Source organism: Streptococcus sp. Marseille-P7375 (assembly GCF_902460365.1).
GTDB classification, from domain to species: domain Bacteria; phylum Bacillota; class Bacilli; order Lactobacillales; family Streptococcaceae; genus Streptococcus; species Streptococcus cristatus_I.
Window position 1 is genome coordinate 228,602 of sequence record NZ_CABPTR010000003.1, and the last position, 21,157, is coordinate 249,758.

Here is a 21,157-nt window from a genome sequence, read left to right on the forward strand (position 1 = left end):
TTAAATGGATTTTCAAGCAAATAAAGATTTAATTTTTCAAAATGTTGCTCAAATAGTTGAAAAAGAAAATCGATTGAAGGACTCCGTAAACATCATTGCGGTTACTAAATATGTTGACTGTGAAACAGCGAAAAAACTCGTGGATACAGGAATCAAACATATTGGAGAAAATCGAGTAGATAAGTTTCTTGAAAAATATCATGCTTTAAAGGAAGAAAACCTTACCTGGCATTTGATTGGTAGTTTGCAGAGAAGAAAAGTGAAAGATGTGATTAACTATGTTGATTATTTCCATGCTTTAGACTCTGTCAAATTGGCTCAAGAAATCAACAAGCGAGCAGATCATGTGATTAATTGTTTCTTGCAAGTCAATATTTCAAAAGAAGAAAGCAAGCACGGTTTTTTAGTTGAAGAACTAGATAGTGTTTTACCAGAGCTTGCAGCCTTAGAAAATATTTGCATTGTTGGCCTGATGACCATGGCTCCATTCGAAGCCGATCATCAAGAGCTGAATCAGATTTTTTCAGAGGCACATCAGCTTCAACAAAACTTACAAAGCAAACAGTTAAAAAACATGCCCTTTTCTGATTTGAGTATGGGAATGAGCCGTGATTATCCAGAAGCGATTGCCAACGGCTCAACCTATGTCAGAATCGGAACAGCATTTTTTAAATAGGAAAGAACTATGTCATTTAAAGATAAATTTGATAAATTTATAGAATACTTTACAGAAGATGGAGAAAAGTCTGACTTACCAGTACAGCCTTTAGATGAATCTGATTCTGTTTTGAAGCCTGCAGAGATTGAGCCAGTTCCGGCTGCATCAGCAAAGGAAAGCGCACGTACTCGTGCAGCTTCTTCACAAGTCCAACAAAAGCCTGCAACGGAAAATATTACTAGATTGCATGCTCGCCAACAAGAACTGGCTCAGCATCGAGTGAAATCTAGTGAGAAGGTCACGATTGATGTTCGCTATCCGAAAAAATATGAGGAAGCAACAGAGGTTGTTGATTTACTTGTGGCGAATGAGAGTATCTTAATTGATTTTCAATATATGACGGAGGTACAAGCAAGACGTTGCTTGGATTATCTTGATGGGGCACGCTATGTTTTGGCTGGGAACTTGAGAAAAGTTGCTAGTACCATGTACTTGCTCACTCCAATCAATGTTGTCGTCAATGTAGAAGATATTCGCCTTCCAAACGATGTGGATCTGAGTGAATACGATTTTGATATAAAACGCAGCAGATAATTAATGATTTACTTTATTTTAAAATTAGTTTCTAATCTAATTGATCTTTACTCCCTTCTCGTTTTCATCTATGCACTCTTGTCTTGGTTCCCTGGAGCTTACCAAACAGCCCTAGGAAGGCTTGTCGGTTCTCTGGTTGAACCATTTTTGCGTTTGTTCCGCAGGTTGCCTTTGCAGTTTGGTAGATTAGACTTTACTGTTCTGGCGGCACTTTTTGCCTTGAGAGTGCTTGATATCTTATTTCTACACTTCCTCGCTTCCTTGTTATTGCTATGGTAAACAATATCTATCAGCATTTTTCTCAGGATGATCAAGATTTTCTGGATAAAAGCATGGAATTGCTTCAAAGAGTAGAAAATCAATATAGCTATGAGACGACTGCTTTTTTGAATCCTCATCAGGTCAATATTCTCAAAAATTTGAGTAAGCAATATGATGTGCAAGTATTTGCTAGTTCAGATTATTTTCCAAGTGAGTTTGCTAAAGTGTTGATTGCACCTAGCTATTATCAATTAGAACTCGAAGATTTCGATGTGGTCTTGCTAGAGATTACCTATGCAAGTAAGTTCTATAAGGTGACTCATTCACAAATTATGGGAACTCTTTTGCATCAGCTAGGGATTGAGAGGCGGACGTTTGGTGATATTATCGTTGTGGATGACCGTGCACAAGTATTTGTGGATAGAAGATTAGAAGAATATTTCATTACGAATGTTTCTAAAATAGCTAAAGTTCCAGTTCGGCTAAGAAGAGTTGATTTCAGAGAGCAGCTACAAGAGTCACCGGCGACTAAAACAACAGATGTTTTAGTCTCTAGTCTCAGATTGGATAAGCTGGTAGCCACAGTCTTTAAGTTATCACGTAGTCAAGCTGTGGAACTAATCATGGGGAAGCAGGTAAAGCAGAACTACAGAACCATTGATAATCCTAGCCAACAGCTCTCTTTGGGCGATTTGATTAGCGTTAGGAAATATGGAAGATTTAAGATTTTAACAGAAAATGGTTTTTCCAAAAATGGGAAGCATAAACTAACAGTTGAATTATTACCTAGCAAATAAGGAGGAAATATGGCACTAACATCATTAGATATTAGAGATAAAGCTTTTTCGACCAAATTTAGAGGGTATGATATTGATGAAGTTGAAGAATTTCTTGATATCATTGTCAATGATTATGAGGAACTAATCCGCGAGAATCATGAGAAAGAAGCAAAAATCCGCAATCTTGAAGAGCGCCTAATTTATTTTGATGAAATGAAAGACTCGCTCAGCCAATCTGTTTTGATTGCACAAGATACAGCAGAGCGGGTAAAGCAGGCAGCACAAGAACGTTCAGGAAATATTGTGCAGCAAGCAGAGCAAGATGCGCAACGTTTATTAGATAGAGCCAAGTATAAGGCAAATGATATTCTTCGTCAGGCTACAGATAATGCCAAAAGAGTAGCTGTTGAGACAGAAGAATTAAAAAATAAAACACGTGTCTTCCATCAGCGCCTCAAATCGACAATTGAAAGTCAACTAAGTATTGTTGATTCTCCAGATTGGGAAGATATCCTTCGCCCGACTGCTACCTATCTTCAAACCAGTGACGAAGCTTTTAAAATGGTAGTTGAAGAAGCGCTTGGAGAAAAAGTCGAGCTAGAGGAAGAAGTGGATGTTACGCGCCAATTCTCACCTGAAGAGTTAGCTGAATTACAAGAACGAATTGAGCAAGCAAATCGAGATTTGGCAGAAACACAGACTCTTCAGACTATAGATGAAGAGCTGATCCAAGCACAACAGAAAGAAATTTTAGAATCTGGAGAACTTTCAGATTTGGATGAAGATTCTAAAGTTCAAGTGGATCTTTTATAAGTGCAGAAACACAAGGCAAATAAAATATTTTCAGCGAGCAGGTGGTGGTGAAAGACCTGTAATCCCTTTTGTTTGACTTATCATTCTGCTTCATCGTTTCTGAAGCGAGTAAGAAACGACGTCGGCCTACGTTACAGGCTAAGAGGGACAGGTTTTTTCCTGTCTAAACAAAGGTGGTACCACGAATTTTCGTCCTTTCGGAGAAGTTTGTGGTTTTTTATTTTGAAAATTATGATGGAATAAGGAGACTAAATGAAACTCAAAGAAACCCTGAATCTTGGGAAAACTGCATTTCCAATGCGTGCTGGCTTGCCAAATAAAGAACCAGTTTGGCAAAAAGAATGGGAAGAAGCAAAACTTTACCAACGTCGTCAAGAATTGAACCAAGGAAAACCGCATTTCACCTTGCATGATGGACCTCCATATGCCAACGGAAATATCCACGTTGGACACGCTATGAACAAGATTTCTAAAGATATTATTGTTCGTTCAAAATCGATGTCAGGATTTTACGCGCCTTACATCCCAGGTTGGGATACTCATGGTCTGCCAATCGAGCAAGTCTTGGCTAAACAAGGTGTTAAACGCAAAGAAATGGACTTGGTTGAGTACTTAAAACTTTGCCGCGAGTACGCTCTTTCCCAAGTAGATAAACAACGAGAAGACTTTAAACGTTTGGGTGTCTCTGGTGACTGGGAAAATCCTTATGTGACCTTGACTCCAGACTATGAAGCAGCTCAAATCCGTGTCTTCGGTGAAATGGCTAAGAAAGGCTATATCTATCGTGGTGCCAAGCCAGTTTACTGGTCATGGTCTTCTGAGTCAGCCCTTGCTGAAGCGGAAATTGAGTACCATGATTTGCTTTCAACTTCCCTTTACTATGCTAACCGCGTCAAAGACGGAAAAGGTGTGCTAGATACGGATACCTATATCGTTGTATGGACAACCACGCCATTTACCATCACAGCTTCTCGTGGATTGACAGTTGGAGCAGATATTGATTACGTTTTGGTCCAACCTTCTGGTGAAGCTCGTAAGTTTGTGGTTGCTGCAGAGTTGTTGACTAGTTTGTCTGAGAAATTTGGTTGGGCTGATGTTCAAGTCTTAGCGACTTACCGTGGTCAAGTATTGAACCACATCGTGACAGTCCACCCTTGGGATACGGCTGTAGATGAGCTGGTGATCCTTGGCGACCACGTTACGACTGACTCTGGTACAGGTATCGTCCATACAGCGCCTGGTTTTGGTGAGGATGACTACAATGTCGGTGTTGCTAATGGTCTTGAAGTTGCTGTAACAGTTGACGAACGCGGGATCATGATGGAAAATGCTGGTCCTGATTTTGCGGGTCAATTCTATGACAAGGTGGTTCCAACTGTTATCGAAAAACTTGGTAACCTCCTTCTTGCCCAAGAAGAAATCTCTCACTCCTACCCATTTGACTGGCGTACGAAAAAACCAATCATTTGGCGTGCAGTGCCACAATGGTTTGCTTCTGTATCAAAATTCCGCCAAGAAATCTTGGATGAAATTGAAAAAGTGAAATTCCACTCAGAATGGGGGAAAGTGCGTCTCTACAACATGATTCGCGACCGTGGTGACTGGGTTATCTCTCGTCAACGTGCTTGGGGAGTTCCCCTTCCTATCTTCTATGCTGAAGACGGAACACCAATCATGACAGCTGAAACGATTGAACATGTGGCTCACCTCTTTGAAGAGCATGGCTCTATTGTCTGGTGGGAACGTGATGCTAAAGACCTCTTGCCAGAAGGATTTACGCATCCAGGTTCACCAAATGGCGAGTTCAAGAAAGAAACGGATATCATGGATGTTTGGTTCGACTCAGGTTCATCATGGAATGGAGTGGTGGTCAACCGTCCAGAACTCAAATACCCAGCAGACCTGTACCTAGAAGGTTCTGACCAATACCGTGGTTGGTTCAACTCATCTCTTATCACATCTGTTGCCAACCATGGCGTAGCACCATACAAACAAATCTTGTCACAAGGATTTGCCCTTGATGGTAAAGGTGAAAAGATGTCTAAATCTCTTGGAAATACCATTGCTCCAAGCGATGTTGAAAAACAATTCGGTGCTGAAATTTTGCGTCTTTGGGTAACAAGTGTTGACTCAAGCAACGACGTGCGTATCTCTATGGATATCTTGAGTCAAGTCTCTGAAACTTACCGTAAGATCCGTAACACCCTTCGTTTCTTGATTGCCAATACCTCTGACTTTAACCCAGCTCAGGACGCAGTCGCTTACGATGAGCTTCGTTCCGTTGACAAGTACATGACCATTCGCTTTAACCAGCTTGTTAAGACCATTCGTGATGCTTATGCAAACTTTGAATTTTTGACAATTTACAAGGCCTTGGTGAACTTTATCAACGTTGACTTGTCAGCCTTCTACCTTGACTTTGCCAAAGATGTTGTCTACATTGAAGGTGCCAAATCACTCGAACGTCGTCAAATGCAGACAGTCTTCTATGACATTCTTGTCAAAATCACGAAACTCTTGACACCAATCCTGCCACACACAGCAGAGGAAATCTGGTCTTATCTAGAGCATGAAGCAGAAGACTTTGTTCAGTTGTCAGAATTGCCAGAAGCTCAAACATTTGCTAACCAAGAAGAAATCTTGGATACATGGGCAGCCTTCATGGACTTCCGTGGACAAGCTCAAAAAGCTCTGGAAGAAGCCCGTAATGCCAAAGTAATCGGTAAATCGCTTGAAGCACACTTGACAGTTTATCCAAATGAAGTGGTGAAAACTCTTCTTGGAGCAGTGGACAGCAATGTAGCTCAACTTTTGATCGTGTCAGAATTGACCATCGCAGAAGGTGCAGCTCCAGAAGGCGCAGTTAGCTTTGAGGATGTTGCCTTTACAGTTGAACGCGCTGCAGGTGAAGTGTGTGACCGTTGCCGTCGTATTGATCCAACTACTGCAGACCGTAGCTATCATGCAGTTATCTGTGACCACTGTGCAAGCATCGTAGAAGAAAACTTCGCTGACGCAGTTGCTCAAGGTTTTGAAGAAAAATAAGCCAGCCGAATCTTGTTAGCTTTGACTGATAACTAATAAAAGAAAGTCCGTCTCACTTGAGGCGGACTTTTTCGCTTAAAAACTAAGGGATTAGACTTCTTTGTGGAAGCTGAAAAAATAAGTTCAAACTCTTGACAGGCTAGTATAAGTTTTTTATGATAGTAGTAAAGATTAGAAGGAATGAGGAAAGATAATGACCCATCCAGTTTTTGGAGTTCATGAGGAAAATGTCGAGTATGTGACACGCTATGGAGTTTACGCAGTGATTCCGGATGAAAAGAAAGAAAATATCATTTTGGTACAGGCACCTAATGGCGCTTGGTTTCTTCCTGGAGGCCAAATGGAAGAAGGAGAGGACCAGCTGGCTACTCTCGAGCGGGAATTGCTGGAAGAGCTTGGTTTTAGCATTAAAGTAGGAGATTACTTTGGTCAAGCGGACGAGTATTTTTATTCTCGCCATCGGGACACGCATTTCTATAATCCTGCCTATATTTACGAAGCCCTTTCTTATCAAGAAGTAGAAAATCCACTGGAAGATTTTAATAATCTAGCATGGTTTCCTGTAGATCTTGCAATAGAAAAATTGAAACGTGGCAGCCATAAATGGGGAATTGAGCAGTGGAAGCGCAAATATCAGAATAACTAACCTGCTATATGTAAAATGATATAAATTACAGGTAATCGTTCACAATTCCTGAAAAACGTGTTATAATAATAGCGACGATTTAAGGTAGGAGGCAAATGAATGAAGCTTATAAATACGACGAATACCCACGCAGAATTAGTAAAAAATCAGTTGGAAAGTACAGATGCAACGCTGGTAGAAGTTTATTCTGCGGGCAATAGTGATGTTATTTTCACAGAGGCTCCTAGCCATTACGAAATTCTCATTTCAAATAAGCATCGCGCAATCAGAGAGCAAGAAATTGAAAAAATTAGAGAATTCTTTTTGAAACGAAAAATTGACCAAAAGAATATTGACGCCTCTGCCATTCGGACAATCTATGCCAATAGTTTGATTGAGATTTCAATCCCGATTAAAGGATAATGACTTGTTTACGGGTTTAAACAGTTTTACATTCTCAATTGTATTCTTTGCTTCCTGATGGAAGTAATAGCAAAATCACTTGAAAGACTCCGCTTTTCAGCTCTTGCTTTCAGGTGTTTTTTTATTTGTCTGATTTAGATTTTGAATTGTGTGATCTTTTCTGACTAGCCAAATTTTTCGAACTTAATAATGTTTCCATTTTTATTCTTTCTTTTATGAAATCACCTTTATTTTATGATAAATTATGGTAAAATAACTTGGAGGAGAGTAAAGATGTTTCATAAAAGTAAGTTAATGTTTTGGACCAGTGAAGTCTTGCTGCTGACGATTATCTTTTTCATCTGGCGGCAGATGGGAGATATGATTACGCCAGTGGTGAGCGTTATCAATACGATTTTAATTCCTTTTGTTATGGGAGGATTTCTCTACTATATTACAAATCCTCTGGTGACACTGCTCGAAAAAAAGTTGAAAATCAATCGAATTTTCGGGATTTTAATCACTCTTTTCCTGCTGTTTGGTCTAGTGACAATAGGAGTAATCTACCTCTTGCCAATTTTGATTAACCAGCTGTCCAGCTTGATCAACTCGACACAAAATCTCTATTGGGAAATTCAGAGTTTTGTTAATCAATTGTCCAAAAATCCTTTATTTAAGAGTTTAAATATTCAGTCTACTATCCAGCAGCTTAACCTGTCCTATGTAGATATTCTGCAAAATATTCTAAATGGTGTTACCAATAGTCTGGGTAGTGTAGTGTCTGCTGTCATCAATACCCTCATGATTCTCATCATGACGCCGATTTTTTTGGTCTACTTCCTGATGGATGGACACAAACTTTTGCCTATGCTGGAGCGGACAGTTCTTAAGCGCGATAAACTCAATATATCTAGTCTCTTAACCAATCTCAATGCGACCGTTGCCCGTTATATCAGCGGAATTTCGATAGACGCCTTGCTGATTGGGACCTTAGCTTATATTGGTTACAGTGTTATTGGACTCAAGTATGCCTTGGTCTTTGCTATTTTTTCAGCTTTGGCTAACTTGATCCCTTATGTGGGCCCTAGTATCGGCTTGATTCCCATGCTGATTACCTACTTTTTTACTGACCCTAATAAAATGCTGGCAGCCTTAATCTATATGTTGATTATCCAGCAGATTGATGGGAATATCCTCTATCCTCGTATTGTTGGGAGTGTTATGAAAGTGCACCCTATTACGATTATGGTTCTCTTGCTTCTTTCAAGTAATATCTATGGTATTATGGGCATGATTGTAGCGATTCCGACCTACTCCATCCTCAAGGAAATTGTGAAATTCCTCGCCAACCTCTATGACAATCACAAGGAAGCTCAGCAACAAAAGAAGAATGAAGAATTTGGTATTATAAAAAAATAGGAGAGTGAGACAGAAATCGGTAATTCGTTAGAATTCGATTTCGTCGTCTCACCTCCGCACAGTTGAGTAGGGCTATAAAAGCTGATGAAATCAGCGTAGTAGAGCCCACTCAACCACGGCGTCTTGCTCGACAATCCAAAGACAATTGAGTAGTCTGGAACAAAGAGAATTTAATTTTTAAAAATCTTAATTATTAAGCCCTTCAAATCTATTATTAAATGCAAAAAGCGAACAAAGCAGAATTCTGATTACCAGAAAACTAGTTTTGTTCGCTTTTTATATTTGATGTCGGACTTTTGTCCCAAACTCTTTTTTACTGCATTTTTTATGGTTCATCACTGGATATTTATGCTAAAATAATAGTAATAGCATAAAGGAGGTATCGTTATGGTAACACGTCGTAAATTTTCTCCGCAAGAAATAAGAAAAGATTCTTCTTATTTTTCGCCCTTGAAGACCATTGTAGAGACAGCCTTTTATGAGAATCAGGTACAGGCAATCAAGACCGTAGAAGAGGCCTATCAACTGGCCTCGGTAGCTGCTGGAACGGTTGTGCTGGACATGCCGGTGATTCATACTAAGGAGCTGGGACTTCCTTCCTATGCCCGCGTTTTATTAACTAACTCGGGGGCTGTTGTCGGCCGAACTGCCAAGGCTAGACGAATTTATGGCAGAGATCGTCAGGAAGATGAGCACTTGCTATTTCTGGTTTGTAGTGCTGTTTATCAGGCACATCAGAGGACCTTTTATAAGGCAGATGCAGTCGTGGGGCTGGATGAGGACTTCATGGTTTGCGCCCATCTGATGGTTCCTCAGGAAGAAATCAATAATCTTTATTCTTGGCTCTTGAATTTCCAGATTTTGGACGAGGAATTTAAGAACCGCCTACGAGCTTCTAAAAAGTACGAGGAAAATGATATCTTTGTCTTTTTTGATCCCAAGTGGACGCATCCAGACTATCCTGAAGGTTTGGTTTACTTTGATACCAATCATAATTGTGCCGTTATTCTGGGCTTAAATTATTTCGGAGAACTGAAAAAGGCGACCTTGACTTTAGCCTGGGGGACGGCTGCCAGAAATGGCTATGTTGCCTGCCACGGAGGTCTGAAAATCTTCAAGCAGAAGACGGAAAAAGAAGACTATGTTGCATCTTTCTTTGGTCTATCCGGTTCAGGAAAATCCACATTGACGCATGCCAAACATGGCCATAAATATGATATCAAGGTTCTCCATGACGATGCCTTCATTATCTCAGTCAAGGATGGCTCCTCTATTGCCCTCGAACCGTCTTATTTTGACAAGACCAATGACTATCCTACAGGCCATAGTGAGCAGGATTTCTTTGTCACCGTGCAGAATTGTGGAGTGACGCTGGATGAAAACGGGCGGAAAAAGCTAGTGACTGAGGACATCCGTAACGGGAATGGACGGACTGTCAAATCGCGTTTTGCGACCCCAAATCGAGTAGACAGAATTGATGAGCCCATCAACGCTATCTTCTGGATTATGAAAGATGACTCTCTGCCGCCTCTGGTTAAGATCAATGATCCGCTGATGGCTTCCACAATGGGCTGCACCCTGATGACCAAGCGTTCTAATGCTGAGAATGTTACTGGCTTGCACGAAGACTTGGTTATTGAACCTTATGCCAATCCTTTCCGAGTCTATCCATTGGTGGAAGATTATCGGAAATTCCGTCGTTTATTTGAGTCGGGAGTTGCTTGCTACATTATCAATACTGGTTTTTACATGGGCAAAGGTATCTCAAAGGAAGTATCTTTAGACATTATCGAGCAGATTGTAGAGGGAAGGGCTCAATTTAAGCCTTTTGGTCCTTTAGAAGGTTTTGAATACTTGGATTATAAGAGTTATGCTGTTCCAAACTTTGACGACAAGTACAGACAGCTCATTCGTGAAAGAATGCAGGTTCGTTTAAACTTTCTATTGGCCTTTAATCAGAAATATCCCAAGACAGCCCTGCCTGTTGGAGCTATTTCCCGGCTAGAAAAAGTCTTGCAGGACTTAGAGGATTAATCTGCAAAACGCTTTCCTATAAATCCTTGTGCACGAATCCCAAAAATATGTTATAATCAAAGTTGATTATAATTTTTAGGAGAAGAATCCATGGAAGACCCTGGCAGTCAGAGTATTTTATTGCAAGCAATACTGCTATTTGTTTTAACCTTACTAAATGCCTTTTTCTCAGCTTCTGAGATGGCGATGGTGTCGCTCAATCGATCTCGCGTTGAGCAGAAAGCCGAAGAAGGCGATGCCAAATATGTTCGTTTATTAAAAGTTCTTGAAAGTCCCAATAACTTTCTGTCAACGATTCAGGTCGGTATCACCGTCATCAATATCCTGTCGGGGGCAAGCTTTGCGGATAATCTAGGGAAAATCTTTGCTTCTTGGATGGGTGATTCCAAGACGGCACATGCAGTTGCTAGTTTCTTGGCCCTTGCTCTCCTTACCTATATTTCTATTGTTTTAGGGGAGCTTTATCCTAAGAGAATCGCTATGAATCTTAAGGATAGTTTGGCTATTCGGACTGCACCAGTGATTATCTTCCTCGGGAAAATTGTCAGTCCGTTTGTCTGGTTGCTTTCAGCCTCTACCAATCTTCTCAGTCAGATGACGCCGATGAAGTTTGATGATGCGGATGAAAAAATGACCCGAGATGAGATTGAGTACATGCTGACCAATAGTGAGGAGACGCTGGATGCAGATGAAATCGAAATGCTGCAGGGGATTTTCTCGCTGGATGAAATGGTGGCGCGTGAACTCATGGTGCCACGGACAGATGCCTTTATGGTTGATATTCAGGATGATACCAAGGAAATCATCGAAAGTATCCTCAAGCAAAATTTCTCACGAATTCCTGTCTATGATGGCGATAAGGACAATGTGATCGGCTTGATTCACACCAAGCGCTTGCTGAATGAAGCCTTCGCTAATGGATTCGACAATCTCAATCTCCGTAAGATTCTGCAAGAGCCACTCTTTGTCCCTGAAACGATTTTCGTGGATGATTTGCTCAAATCTCTCCGGAATACCCAAAATCAAATGGCGATTCTGCTGGATGAGTATGGTGGTATGGCAGGTCTCGTGACGCTTGAAGACTTGTTGGAGGAAATCGTCGGTGAAATCGAAGACGAAACAGACAAGGTTGCTATCGAAGTTCATGAAATCGGTGAGAATACCTACATTGTTTTAGGAACCATGACCCTCAATGACTTCAATGAATACTTTGAAGTTGAAATCGATAGTGATGATGTGGATACTATTGCTGGTTATTATCTGACTGGTGTTGGAACCATTCCAAATCCAACAGAGCGGCTCAGCTATGAAGTGAAAAGCCAGAATAAAAAACTGATTTTGACCAATGACAAGGTTAAAAATGGCCGTGTCACTAAGGTGAAAGTGGAAATATCTGAAATGATTGAAGAAGATGAAGAAGCTGAAAAATAAATTCAGCTTCTTTTGTTTTAAGTTTTCCGCAAGATTTTTATAAGGAATGCTTAAGCTGAAAGTCTTATAGTAGTCTCAACAAATAAGAAATGAGGGCAGTCCAATGACATATAAAGTAAAAGTAACCTATCAGAAATCATTCATTCGCTCCAAGTTAAACGAAGCAGCCTAACCAGTAATAGCAATAGAAGCAAGAAATAGATTCTCGTATCAACATTTCATAAATTTTTCATATCATCTCCTAAATATAAAAAACTTATAAAACTAAACAACAAACCAAAGAACAGGAAAACTCCTCTGCTCGCTAGATTTTAGCTGACAGAGGAGTTTTTTTATGCTCGCTGAATCAAGCCTTCATTCTTTCTGCCGAGTAGCAAAGTCCACAAAGCGAAATTTATCTAGTTTGTGCCGACTCTCTGTGTATTGAAACTGGCGGCCATCAGCTAGATAGACCTGAGATTTGATAGAAACGACATGCTGGTCTCGGCCGATGTCCATAAGGATCTGGTCTTGGTCACTAACATGATCGATTGTAATTTCTTTTCTAGCATAGGCAATGTTAAGCTTTAAGGTTTCTTCCAAGTAGGCATAGATAGAATGCTCACCAATTTCTCTGGTCAGATCTGGCACCAAGCTTTTATCCAAATAGTCAATATCCAAGACAGAAGCGATGTTGTCGACCACTCGCTGCCGGACAATACGCCAAACCAAGCGGTACTCTGGAAAGCCGGTTGTTTTTGAGAGCTTTTTATCTACAGTGATTTTATCAAGGCTGATGACATTGGTCTTGGATTGAAGTTGATGCTGTGCCACTAATTCTTGATAACTGGTTAAGTTAGAAACAGGGAAATCTAATTGTTCCTGTTTGACGACTTTGGAGCCCTGCCCCCGCACTTTCTCAATCAGTCCCTCTTCTTGCAGGAGCGCTAAAGCCTTGCGAACTGTATCTCGACTGACTTGGTAGATTTCCATCAGCTGATGTTCACTAGGAAGAAAGTCACCGAGCTGGTATTTTTCGCCTAAAATATCTCTTTCAAGTTGTTTGAATAATTGTTTGTATTTCTTCATAAATCCCTCTCTTGTATTCTTTTTACCATACAACTATCAAAATTTTAGCAGAAATACTCTATTTTTACAACAAACAAGTTGCATACAGGGTTGTTATCGATTACAATTAAGTTTGTAAGCTAGTTAAGAAACTAGCGGTATCAAAATATAAGGAGAGTGCTGGATGATTTCCAGCCACAAGTCAAATGGGAAAATTTGAAAAGGAAGCTAAAGATTTGCTGAAGGCGATTGGCGGCAAAGAGAATGTCACAGCGGTCACTCATTGTGCGACTCGGATGCGTTTCGTACTTGGTGACGAAAAGAAAGCCAATGTTAAGGCTATTGAAGCCATTCCAGTCGTAAAAGGAACTTTTACCAATGCTGGGCAGTTTCAAGTGATTATTGGAAATGATGTGCCGATTTTTTATAATGATTTTACAGCTGTATCAGGTATCGAGGGTGTTTCCAAAGAAGCAGCCAAGTCAGCAGCTAAGAGTCATCAAAATCCAGTTCAGCGGGTCATGACGACTCTGGCTGAAATCTTTACTCCAATCATTCCAGCCTTAATTGTCGGAGGATTGATCCTCGGCTTTAGGAATGTTCTTGAAGGCGTGCATTGGTCTATGTTGGATGGGAAAACCATCACAGAAGTGTCTCAATTCTGGGCTGGGATCAACCATTTCTTGTGGCTTCCAGGTGAAGCGATTTTCCAATTTTTACCAGTAGGAATCACTTGGTCTGTTTCTCGTAAGATGGGAACTAGCCAGATTCTGGGTATTGTCTTGGGGATCTGTTTGGTGTCACCGCAGTTGCTCAATGCTTACGCAGTGGCATCGACACCAGCAGCTGAAATTGCTAAGAATTGGGTTTGGGATTTCGGTTTCTTCACTGTTAATCGTATCGGTTACCAAGCGCAGGTCATTCCAGCTTTGCTAGCAGGACTTTCCTTGTCTTATCTAGAAATCTTCTGGCGAAAACATATTCCAGAAGTGGTATCTATGATTTTTGTGCCTTTCTTATCATTGATTCCAGCCTTGATTTTGGCTCACACAGTCTTGGGACCTATCGGTTGGGCAATCGGTCAGGGACTTTCAACAGTCGTTCTTGCAGGTTTGACTGGTCCTGTTAAATGGCTCTTTGGTGCTGTCTTTGGTGCCCTTTATGCTCCGTTTGTCATCACTGGTCTTCACCACATGACCAATGCCATTGATACTCAATTGGTAGCGGATGCTGGTGGTACTGGTCTTTGGCCAATGATTGCTTTGTCAAATATTGCTCAAGGTTCAGCTGTTTTTGCTTATTACCTTATGAACCGTCACGATGAGCGGGAAGCACAAATTTCCTTGCCAGCTACTATTTCGGCTTACCTTGGTGTTACGGAACCAGCCCTTTTCGGGGTCAATGTCAAGTACATCTATCCATTCGTTGCAGGGATGATTGGTTCATCTATTGCTGGCCTGCTTTCTGTAACCTTTAATATCACGGCCAATGCTATCGGGATTGGTGGCTTACCGGGTATTCTTTCTATCCAAGCAAAATATATGCTTCCATTTGCAGGAGTGATGCTTGTCGCAATCGTTGTACCAATGGCTTTGACCTTCTTCTTCCGTAAAGCAGGATTTTTCACAAAAACGGAAGATGATACAGAACTACAAGCAGAATTTGCAGCTCAAGAAGAAGCAGAATTCGCCCATCAAGAAACAAAGATTGTCGCACCAGTAGAAATCGTTAGTCCTCTTGCTGGTCAAGTAAAAGAACTCAGTCAGGCAACTGATCCAGTATTTTCATCTGGCGTAATGGGCCAAGGCTTAGTGATTGAGCCAAGTGAAGGTGAGTTGGTGTCACCTGTGAACGGTACGGTGACTGTTCTCTTCCCAACCAAACATGCCGTCGGCATCGTATCGGACGAAGGTGTGGAAATGCTTATGCATATCGGGATGGATACGGTCGGTCTAGATGGCAAGGGCTTTGAAGCCCATATTGCGCAAGGCGATCATGTGACGATTGGACAAAAACTGATTAGTTTTGATATGGATGTTATCAAGGCTGCAGGGCTTGTGACAGAAACACCTATCATTATCACCAACCAGGATGCTTTTGTAGCAGATATAAGTGGAGAATATCCTAGCTATGTCAAACGCGGCGATAAATTGATGATAGCAAAACGGATCTAAAAATAGTTAACTCATGGGATGGCGGCTCTGAGCCCCTCCCTTTTATCAAAAAAGGAGAAAATATGACACTTGATAAAACAAAGGTTATCTACCAAATTTATCCAAAATCTTTTAAAGACACGACTGGCAATGGTTTGGGAGATTTTCGCGGGATTATTGAAAAACTTCCTTACTTAAAAGAGCTGGGAGTGGACATGATCTGGCTCAATCCTTTCTATCCGAGTCCGCAGCGGGACAATGGGTATGATATTTCTGACTACACTGCAGTTGATCCTATCTTTGGAGATATGGCGGATTTTGAAGAGATGGTCAAGGTTGGCCAGCAGCATGGTATTGACTTCATGCTGGACATGGTTCTCAATCACTGCTCAATTGAACATGAGTGGTTCCAAAAGGCACTGACTGGGGATTCCTACTATCAGGACTTCTTTATCCTGCGAGATGAGCCGACGGATTGGCTGTCCAAATTTGGCGGCAGTGCCTGGGCGCCATTTGGCGATACAGGAAAATATTATCTGCATCTTTATGATGTGACTCAAGCTGATCTTAACTGGCGCAATCCCAATGTTCGTCAAGAGCTCTTCAAAGTGGTGAATTTTTGGCGGGACAAGGGAGTCAAAGGCTTCCGCTTTGATGTCATCAATGTCATTGGAAAAGATGAGGTGCTGGCGGACTGTCCAGAGCAGGAGGGCAAGCCAGCCTATACCGATAAGCCAATCGTCCATGACTATCTGCATATGATGAACGAAGCAACTTTTGGACAGGACGATTCCGTTATGACGGTTGGCGAAATGAGTGCTACGACGATTGAAAATTGCATCCTTTACACCGCACCAGACAGGCAGGAGCTGTCTATGGCCTTTAATTTCCATCATCTCAAAGTGGACTATGAAGATGGACAGAAGTGGACGCTTAAGGCTTTTGACTTTGAAGAATTAAAACGCCTCTTCCACACTTGGGGCAAGGAAATGAGCGATCACGACGGCTGGTCAGCTCTCTTTTGGAACAACCATGATCAGCCGCGAGCTCTCAACCGCTTTGTTGATGTAGAGAATTTCCGCAATGAAGGAGCGACCATGTTGGCAGCCAGTATTCATCTGTCGCGCGGGACGCCTTATATCTACATGGGTGAGGAGATTGGCATGGTGGATCCTAACTACGACTCCATGGAAGATTATGTGGATGTCGAGTCTCTCAATGCTTACCAGACTCTGCTTGCTGAAGGTCAATCGCCAGAAGCAGCCTTCAGGATTATCAAGGCTAAATCTCGTGATAATTCTCGGACGCCTATGCAGTGGGATGATTCAGTCAATGCAGGTTTTACAACAGGAACTCCATGGCTGAAGGCGGGCAAATCCTATCCTCTTATCAATGTGGAAAATGAAATCAATGGCCCGATTTTTACCTTTTATCAGAAATTGATTGCCCTGCGTAAGGAACTGCCGATCATCGCAGAGGGCAGCTATCAGCCAGCCTATGAGGACAGTCCTCAGGTCTATGCCTTTGAGCGGGAGTGGCAAGGACAAAAACTTTTAGTCCTTAACAACTTCTATGCTGACCCGATTACCTTGGACATCCTACCAGACTATCAAAATGGCCAGGTGCTGATTTCGAATTACGAGGAGACAGCAGTAGCAGCGACCATGACCTTGAAACCCTATGAAACGTTAGCTATTCTAGTAAAATAATGATTAAAACCAGCTTAAGCTTCTTTTAAGTATGGTGCAGTATACTAGAAGCATCAAATGAAGACCTCTTAACTTTATTTGATAGAAGGAGTCCTTTAGTTTAACAGATGAGCAGCTGTTATAGCTATAGTTCCGCACCTTTTTTTCATAACAATCTCCGAAAAGGTCGCCCTCTAGGGCGGCTTTTTTTATGGAGAAAGCTGGAAACGGAGAGAGGCAATTTTAAGAAAAATGGAAGACTTTATCTGTTGTAACACAATGAAAATGAAATTGAAAAACAGTTTATTTTCTAAAAAATAGGCAGAATCTATCTATTTTCACTAGAATCGTGGTATAATGTAGTTATAGTAAAACGTTTTCAGGTACAAGAGGATTATTATGGTTGAAGAAGCGATTGATTATGGGAAAGTAACAGGAATGGTGCACTCTACGGAGAGTTTTGGAGCAGTGGATGGACCAGGTATCCGCTTCATCGTCTTTTTGCAAGGCTGTCATATGCGTTGTCAATATTGCCACAATCCAGATACTTGGGAGATGGAGACTAACAAGTCTCAACTGCGGACTGTGGACGATATCCTACAAGAAGCTCTTCGTTACAAAGGTTTCTGGGGTAATAAAGGTGGTATTACCGTCAGCGGGGGAGAAGCTCTTCTGCAAATCGACTTTCTGATTGCTTTCTTTACCAAGGCTAAAGAGCTGGGGATTCATTGTACGCTGGATACTTGTGCTCTGCCTTTTAGAAATACGCCTCGTTATCTAGAAAAGTTTAATAAACTGATGGCGGTGACGGATTTGGTCTTGCTGGATATCAAGGAAATTAATGAAGCGCAGCATAGAATCGTGACTACTCAGACCAATAAAAATATCCTGGCCTGTGCAAAATATCTCTCAGATATTGGAAAGCCAGTATGGATTCGTCACGTTCTGGTGCCAGGCTTAACCGACCGTGATGAGGACTTGATTGAGCTAGGTAAGTTTGTCAAAACACTCAAGAACGTTGATAAGTTTGAAATCCTTCCTTACCATACTATGGGAGAATTCAAGTGGCGGGAGCTGGGCATTCCTTATTCACTGGAAGGCGTGAAGCCACCGACTGCTGATCGGGTCAAGAATGCCAAGGAACTGATGCAAACAGAATCTTACACCGAATACATGAATCGAGTGCATAATAACTAAGTGATGTAAGTAGGGGAAATGGACTGGAGAGAAACCAGTCCATTTTTCTTAAGAAAATATCTTCTAATCCTTTGGTATAGCCGAATCTGATCTTGTTTTTTATAAGATTTGATAGCATGAAAGCACACATTTAAGTACGTTGCAGGTAGTGGCTGTCAGATTTTAAAAGGATGGATATATTAGAAGCGCTTATAGCAAGCTTTCTTCTTTTTGCCTGATTAGCTTTCACCTCTATTTTAAGGCTAGAAAAGTTAGGTCCAGCTTCCAAGAAGGTGTTTGAATAAAGGCGGAATTTATGGTATAATAAACCCTAATAGCGATTTTTTTAGAGAATTGAATAAGCTTAGTGGGAGTAGTGTTTTGGAAAAGAAAAAAGCCATTGTGGTTTCGGGAGATTACGGGTATATTAGACAGATTGAAACAACAATAAAATCTCTTTGCTGTCATCATAAAAATCTAGATATTTATGTTTTCAATCAGGATATTCCTCAAGAATGGTTTTACTATACGCGTCGGAAGGTAGAAGCAGCTGGGAGTCAGTTGAACGATGTGAAATTGTTTAATGACCAGATTGACGATCAGGTGAAATCGAAATGGGAAGCTGGGACTTACGCTCATATCAACTACATGGCCTATGGGCGCTATTTTATACCGAATTACGTTGCAGCAGATAAAGTCTTATATTTAGATTGTGATATTGTTGTGACACGAAATCTGGACCATCTTTTTGAGATAGATCTGGAGGATTATTATGTAGCAACGACTCGCGCGACATATGGAGTAGGCTTTGGCTTTAATTCTGGAATGATGCTCATCAATAATAAGCGTTGGCGTGAAGAAAACATGGCTCAGCAATTGGTTGAGTTGACAGATAGAGAATTAGCCAATTTTACTGAAGGTGATCAGTCTATCTTGAATTTGATGTTTGAGGGCAAAAAACTTGATTTGGAAGATACTTACAATTTTCAAATCGGTTTTGACATGGGAGCTGCGCTAGATAAGCATGACTGGATTTTCGAAATTCCACTTTCTCCACTACCTGCTGTTTTGCATTATATTTCTGGTCAAAAACCATGGAACACTGTTTCCAACATGCGTCTGCGTGAAGTATGGTGGTTTTACAATTCTCTTGATTGGTCTACAATTATTGAGACAGATGAATTTGATGTCGAGAAAGCTATTAAACAGAGGGATGAAGGTTTTGCTCTCCACTGTGTAACCTTGACAAACTCAGATAGGTTAGAGGGAATTGAAGATTTGGTGAATGCATTACCAAACTGTCTATTTCATATTGCTGCCTATACACAGATGTCTGATAAGTTACTCAAACTGATGGCTTATGAAAATGTTCGTTTGCACCCTGCAATTTTGCCATATCCTTTGAGAGATTTACTTGCAAGCAGCGACATTTATCTTGATATCAATCACGATCAGAAATTCGATACTGTAATTAGAGAGTTTCAAGAGTCTGGTAAGCCTGTTTATTCCTTTGATAATGTACAAACAGAAGGGATTTCAGAGCAAGTATTCTCACATGAGAACTATCAGGAAATGGTGGAAAAAATTCGATCAGATTTTAATTAAATGACGAATTGTCCTACATTTTGTAATCGAAATAGAGAAAGCAAGTTGATTCCTTATCTATAATTCTATGGAATGGGCTTGCTTTCTTAAGTATTTGGCTTAAAAGACAAGTTTATGTATGAAAAGAGGACTCTGGGCAAGTCCAAAATACAAATAAAGGATAATAAATGGAGCACTTTGGTCTTAAGATAAAGAAGCGTCAGAATATTTTTAGAAAGAGAATCCTCTTTACACTGTTCATCATTGCTATTTATATATTAGGAAGACATATCTTGCTTCCGGGCTACAATGGCAGTATGGAAGCTTTTCGGATAAAGGAAGACAATCCCTTGGCCGCTTTGTATTTGCTGGCAGGAATTGATGTTTCTCAGATTTCAGTATTTTCTTTGGGTTTAGGACCTTGGATTACGACGATGATTGTATGGCAAGTCATGAACCTAAAGAAAAGCTGGAATATACAATCTTGGTCTCTTAAAAAAACGGATTTCTTTCAAAAAATATTAACCTTGTTCTTTGCGATTGTGCAGGGACTAGCCATTATGTACACCGCTTATAGAGGAAACGGTCGCTTTCTACTTCTTGTAGATGATTGGCTCTATAATCTAGCAGTTTTACTCACAGTTGTGACAGGCAGTTTTATCATTATTTGGTTGTCAAGTCTTAATACTCGTAAGGGAGTGGGAGGGTCAACCATTATTATCATTTCAGGGATTTTACTCCAGTTTGCTGACCAATTAATAGTCTTGCTTGGGAAATCCTTGTCTTCTGTCCGAGGAGGAATGATTTTAGTTGTGGCTCTATTGGCCTATCTTCTCTTGACTTTTGTTGCTGTCGTATGTGAGAAAGCCGATATACGTCTGCCTCTCAATCGGATCATGTTAAGCAGTCGCTACTATGATAAATCTTATTTGCCAATTAAGTTCATTCCTTCTGGTGGAATGCCCATTATGTATGCGACAAGTGTCTTGATGTTGTTCCAATTATTACTAGACTGGACAGGGAAAGGATTTTCAGTAAAATTTGGGAATTTGTTTGACTTTACAAAGCCCTTGGGTCTCTTTGTTTATCTAGTTGCGATTTACTTGTTAGGTATTTTGTTTGCCTATATCAATTTGGAACCGGAAGAGACAGCGAAACGCTTGCAGCGTCAGGGAGAATATTTTGACTATATTCAGCCGGGGAAAGAAACCTTAAAAGTGTTAAAACACTATATTTCTTTGCAATCAAATATAGGAGCTATCTATCTCATCATGTATGTCGGCCTGCCCTATTTTATTAATTTCTTCTTGCCTTTGCCAAGTTTCTTTTTGACCTTGCCAAGTACACTAGTCATTTTGATCAGCATGCTCTTGCCCTTGCGTGAAGAAATACGAATCTTAAGAATCGGGACTTATTATCATAAAGAACTAGAAGTAAAAGGAGAATAG

General features: G+C 40.8%; 17 protein-coding genes and 1 other annotated feature. Of the genes, 16 read left to right on the forward strand and 1 reads right to left on the reverse strand.

The genetic code is table 11. The annotated features are described in order from the left end of the window. The first annotated feature begins 4 nt into the window (after positions 1 to 4). The 11 genes from FZ954_RS08615 to FZ954_RS08670 all read left to right on the forward strand — a co-directional run bounded on the left by FZ954_RS08615 (position 5) and on the right by FZ954_RS08670 (position 12,061). Positions 5 to 676, forward strand: coding sequence for a YggS family pyridoxal phosphate-dependent enzyme (locus FZ954_RS08615; protein WP_148878060.1), 672 nt, complete (start codon positions 5 to 7; stop codon positions 674 to 676). 9 nt (positions 677 to 685) lie between these two features. Further along, positions 686 to 1,252 carry a cell division protein SepF gene (locus tag FZ954_RS08620; protein ID WP_148878061.1) on the forward strand — a complete coding sequence of 189 codons (567 nt, stop codon included), beginning with the start codon at positions 686 to 688 and terminating at the stop codon, positions 1,250 to 1,252. Positions 1,253 to 1,255: 3 nt separating this feature from the next. Beyond that, positions 1,256 to 1,531 (forward strand): YggT family protein, encoded by a 276-nt coding sequence (locus FZ954_RS08625; protein WP_148878062.1) that lies wholly within the window; start codon positions 1,256 to 1,258, stop codon positions 1,529 to 1,531. After that, positions 1,525 to 2,310 carry an RNA-binding protein gene (locus tag FZ954_RS08630; protein ID WP_148878063.1) on the forward strand — a complete coding sequence of 262 codons (786 nt, stop codon included), beginning with the start codon at positions 1,525 to 1,527 and terminating at the stop codon, positions 2,308 to 2,310. Before FZ954_RS08625 ends, FZ954_RS08630 begins: the two co-directional genes overlap by 7 nt. Before the next feature lie 9 nt (positions 2,311 to 2,319). Beyond that, positions 2,320 to 3,105 carry a DivIVA domain-containing protein gene (locus FZ954_RS08635; RefSeq protein WP_048764070.1) on the forward strand — a complete coding sequence of 262 codons (786 nt, stop codon included), beginning with the start codon at positions 2,320 to 2,322 and terminating at the stop codon, positions 3,103 to 3,105. Continuing rightward, positions 3,102 to 3,305: a binding site (T-box leader), on the forward strand. Its footprint overlaps the gene before it by 4 nt. Before the next feature lie 52 nt (positions 3,306 to 3,357). Next, positions 3,358 to 6,150, forward strand: a complete 2,793-nt coding sequence (gene ileS / locus FZ954_RS08640; protein ID WP_148878064.1) for an isoleucine--tRNA ligase — start codon at positions 3,358 to 3,360, stop codon at positions 6,148 to 6,150. Positions 6,151 to 6,343: 193 nt separating this feature from the next. Continuing rightward, on the forward strand, positions 6,344 to 6,796 hold the full coding sequence (locus tag FZ954_RS08645) for an NUDIX domain-containing protein (RefSeq protein ID WP_148878065.1): 453 nt from the start codon (positions 6,344 to 6,346) through the stop codon (positions 6,794 to 6,796). 99 nt (positions 6,797 to 6,895) lie between these two features. Then, the gene (locus FZ954_RS08650) at positions 6,896 to 7,198 is read left to right on the forward strand and encodes a DUF1827 family protein (protein ID WP_005590795.1); all 303 of its coding nucleotides are present in this window, start codon (positions 6,896 to 6,898) and stop codon (positions 7,196 to 7,198) included. A 273-nt stretch (positions 7,199 to 7,471) separates the two neighbouring features. Then, complete coding sequence (locus tag FZ954_RS08655; RefSeq protein ID WP_148878066.1) at positions 7,472 to 8,596, forward strand: AI-2E family transporter; 1,125 nt, start codon at positions 7,472 to 7,474, stop codon at positions 8,594 to 8,596. 387 nt (positions 8,597 to 8,983) lie between these two features. Then, positions 8,984 to 10,630 carry a phosphoenolpyruvate carboxykinase (ATP) gene (locus tag FZ954_RS08665; RefSeq protein WP_148878068.1) on the forward strand — a complete coding sequence of 549 codons (1,647 nt, stop codon included), beginning with the start codon at positions 8,984 to 8,986 and terminating at the stop codon, positions 10,628 to 10,630. Positions 10,631 to 10,720: 90 nt separating this feature from the next. Continuing rightward, on the forward strand, positions 10,721 to 12,061 hold the full coding sequence (locus FZ954_RS08670) for a hemolysin family protein (protein WP_148878069.1): 1,341 nt from the start codon (positions 10,721 to 10,723) through the stop codon (positions 12,059 to 12,061). Positions 12,062 to 12,415: 354 nt separating this feature from the next. On the opposite strand, the gene treR is transcribed toward FZ954_RS08670, so the two are convergent. Next, entirely contained in the window at positions 12,416 to 13,129 is a 714-nt protein-coding gene (treR, locus tag FZ954_RS08675) for a trehalose operon repressor (RefSeq protein ID WP_148878070.1), read from the reverse strand. Between the two features lie 185 nt (positions 13,130 to 13,314). Between treR and treP the strand changes: the two genes are divergently transcribed. From treP to secY2, 5 genes are all read left to right on the forward strand, one after another. Then, complete coding sequence (treP, locus tag FZ954_RS08680) at positions 13,315 to 15,282, forward strand: PTS system trehalose-specific EIIBC component (RefSeq protein WP_148878071.1); 1,968 nt, start codon at positions 13,315 to 13,317, stop codon at positions 15,280 to 15,282. Between the two features lie 62 nt (positions 15,283 to 15,344). Next, on the forward strand, positions 15,345 to 16,970 hold the full coding sequence (treC, locus tag FZ954_RS08685; protein WP_148878072.1) for an alpha,alpha-phosphotrehalase: 1,626 nt from the start codon (positions 15,345 to 15,347) through the stop codon (positions 16,968 to 16,970). A 378-nt stretch (positions 16,971 to 17,348) separates the two neighbouring features. Next, a complete protein-coding gene (gene pflA / locus FZ954_RS08690; protein ID WP_005590787.1) occupies positions 17,349 to 18,146 on the forward strand; it encodes a pyruvate formate-lyase-activating protein in 798 nt (265 codons plus the stop codon). 360 nt (positions 18,147 to 18,506) lie between these two features. After that, positions 18,507 to 19,730, forward strand: a complete 1,224-nt coding sequence (locus tag FZ954_RS08695) for a glycosyltransferase (protein WP_148878100.1) — start codon at positions 18,507 to 18,509, stop codon at positions 19,728 to 19,730. Between the two features lie 167 nt (positions 19,731 to 19,897). Further along, on the forward strand, positions 19,898 to 21,157 hold the full coding sequence (gene secY2, locus FZ954_RS08700) for an accessory Sec system protein translocase subunit SecY2 (protein ID WP_148878073.1): 1,260 nt from the start codon (positions 19,898 to 19,900) through the stop codon (positions 21,155 to 21,157).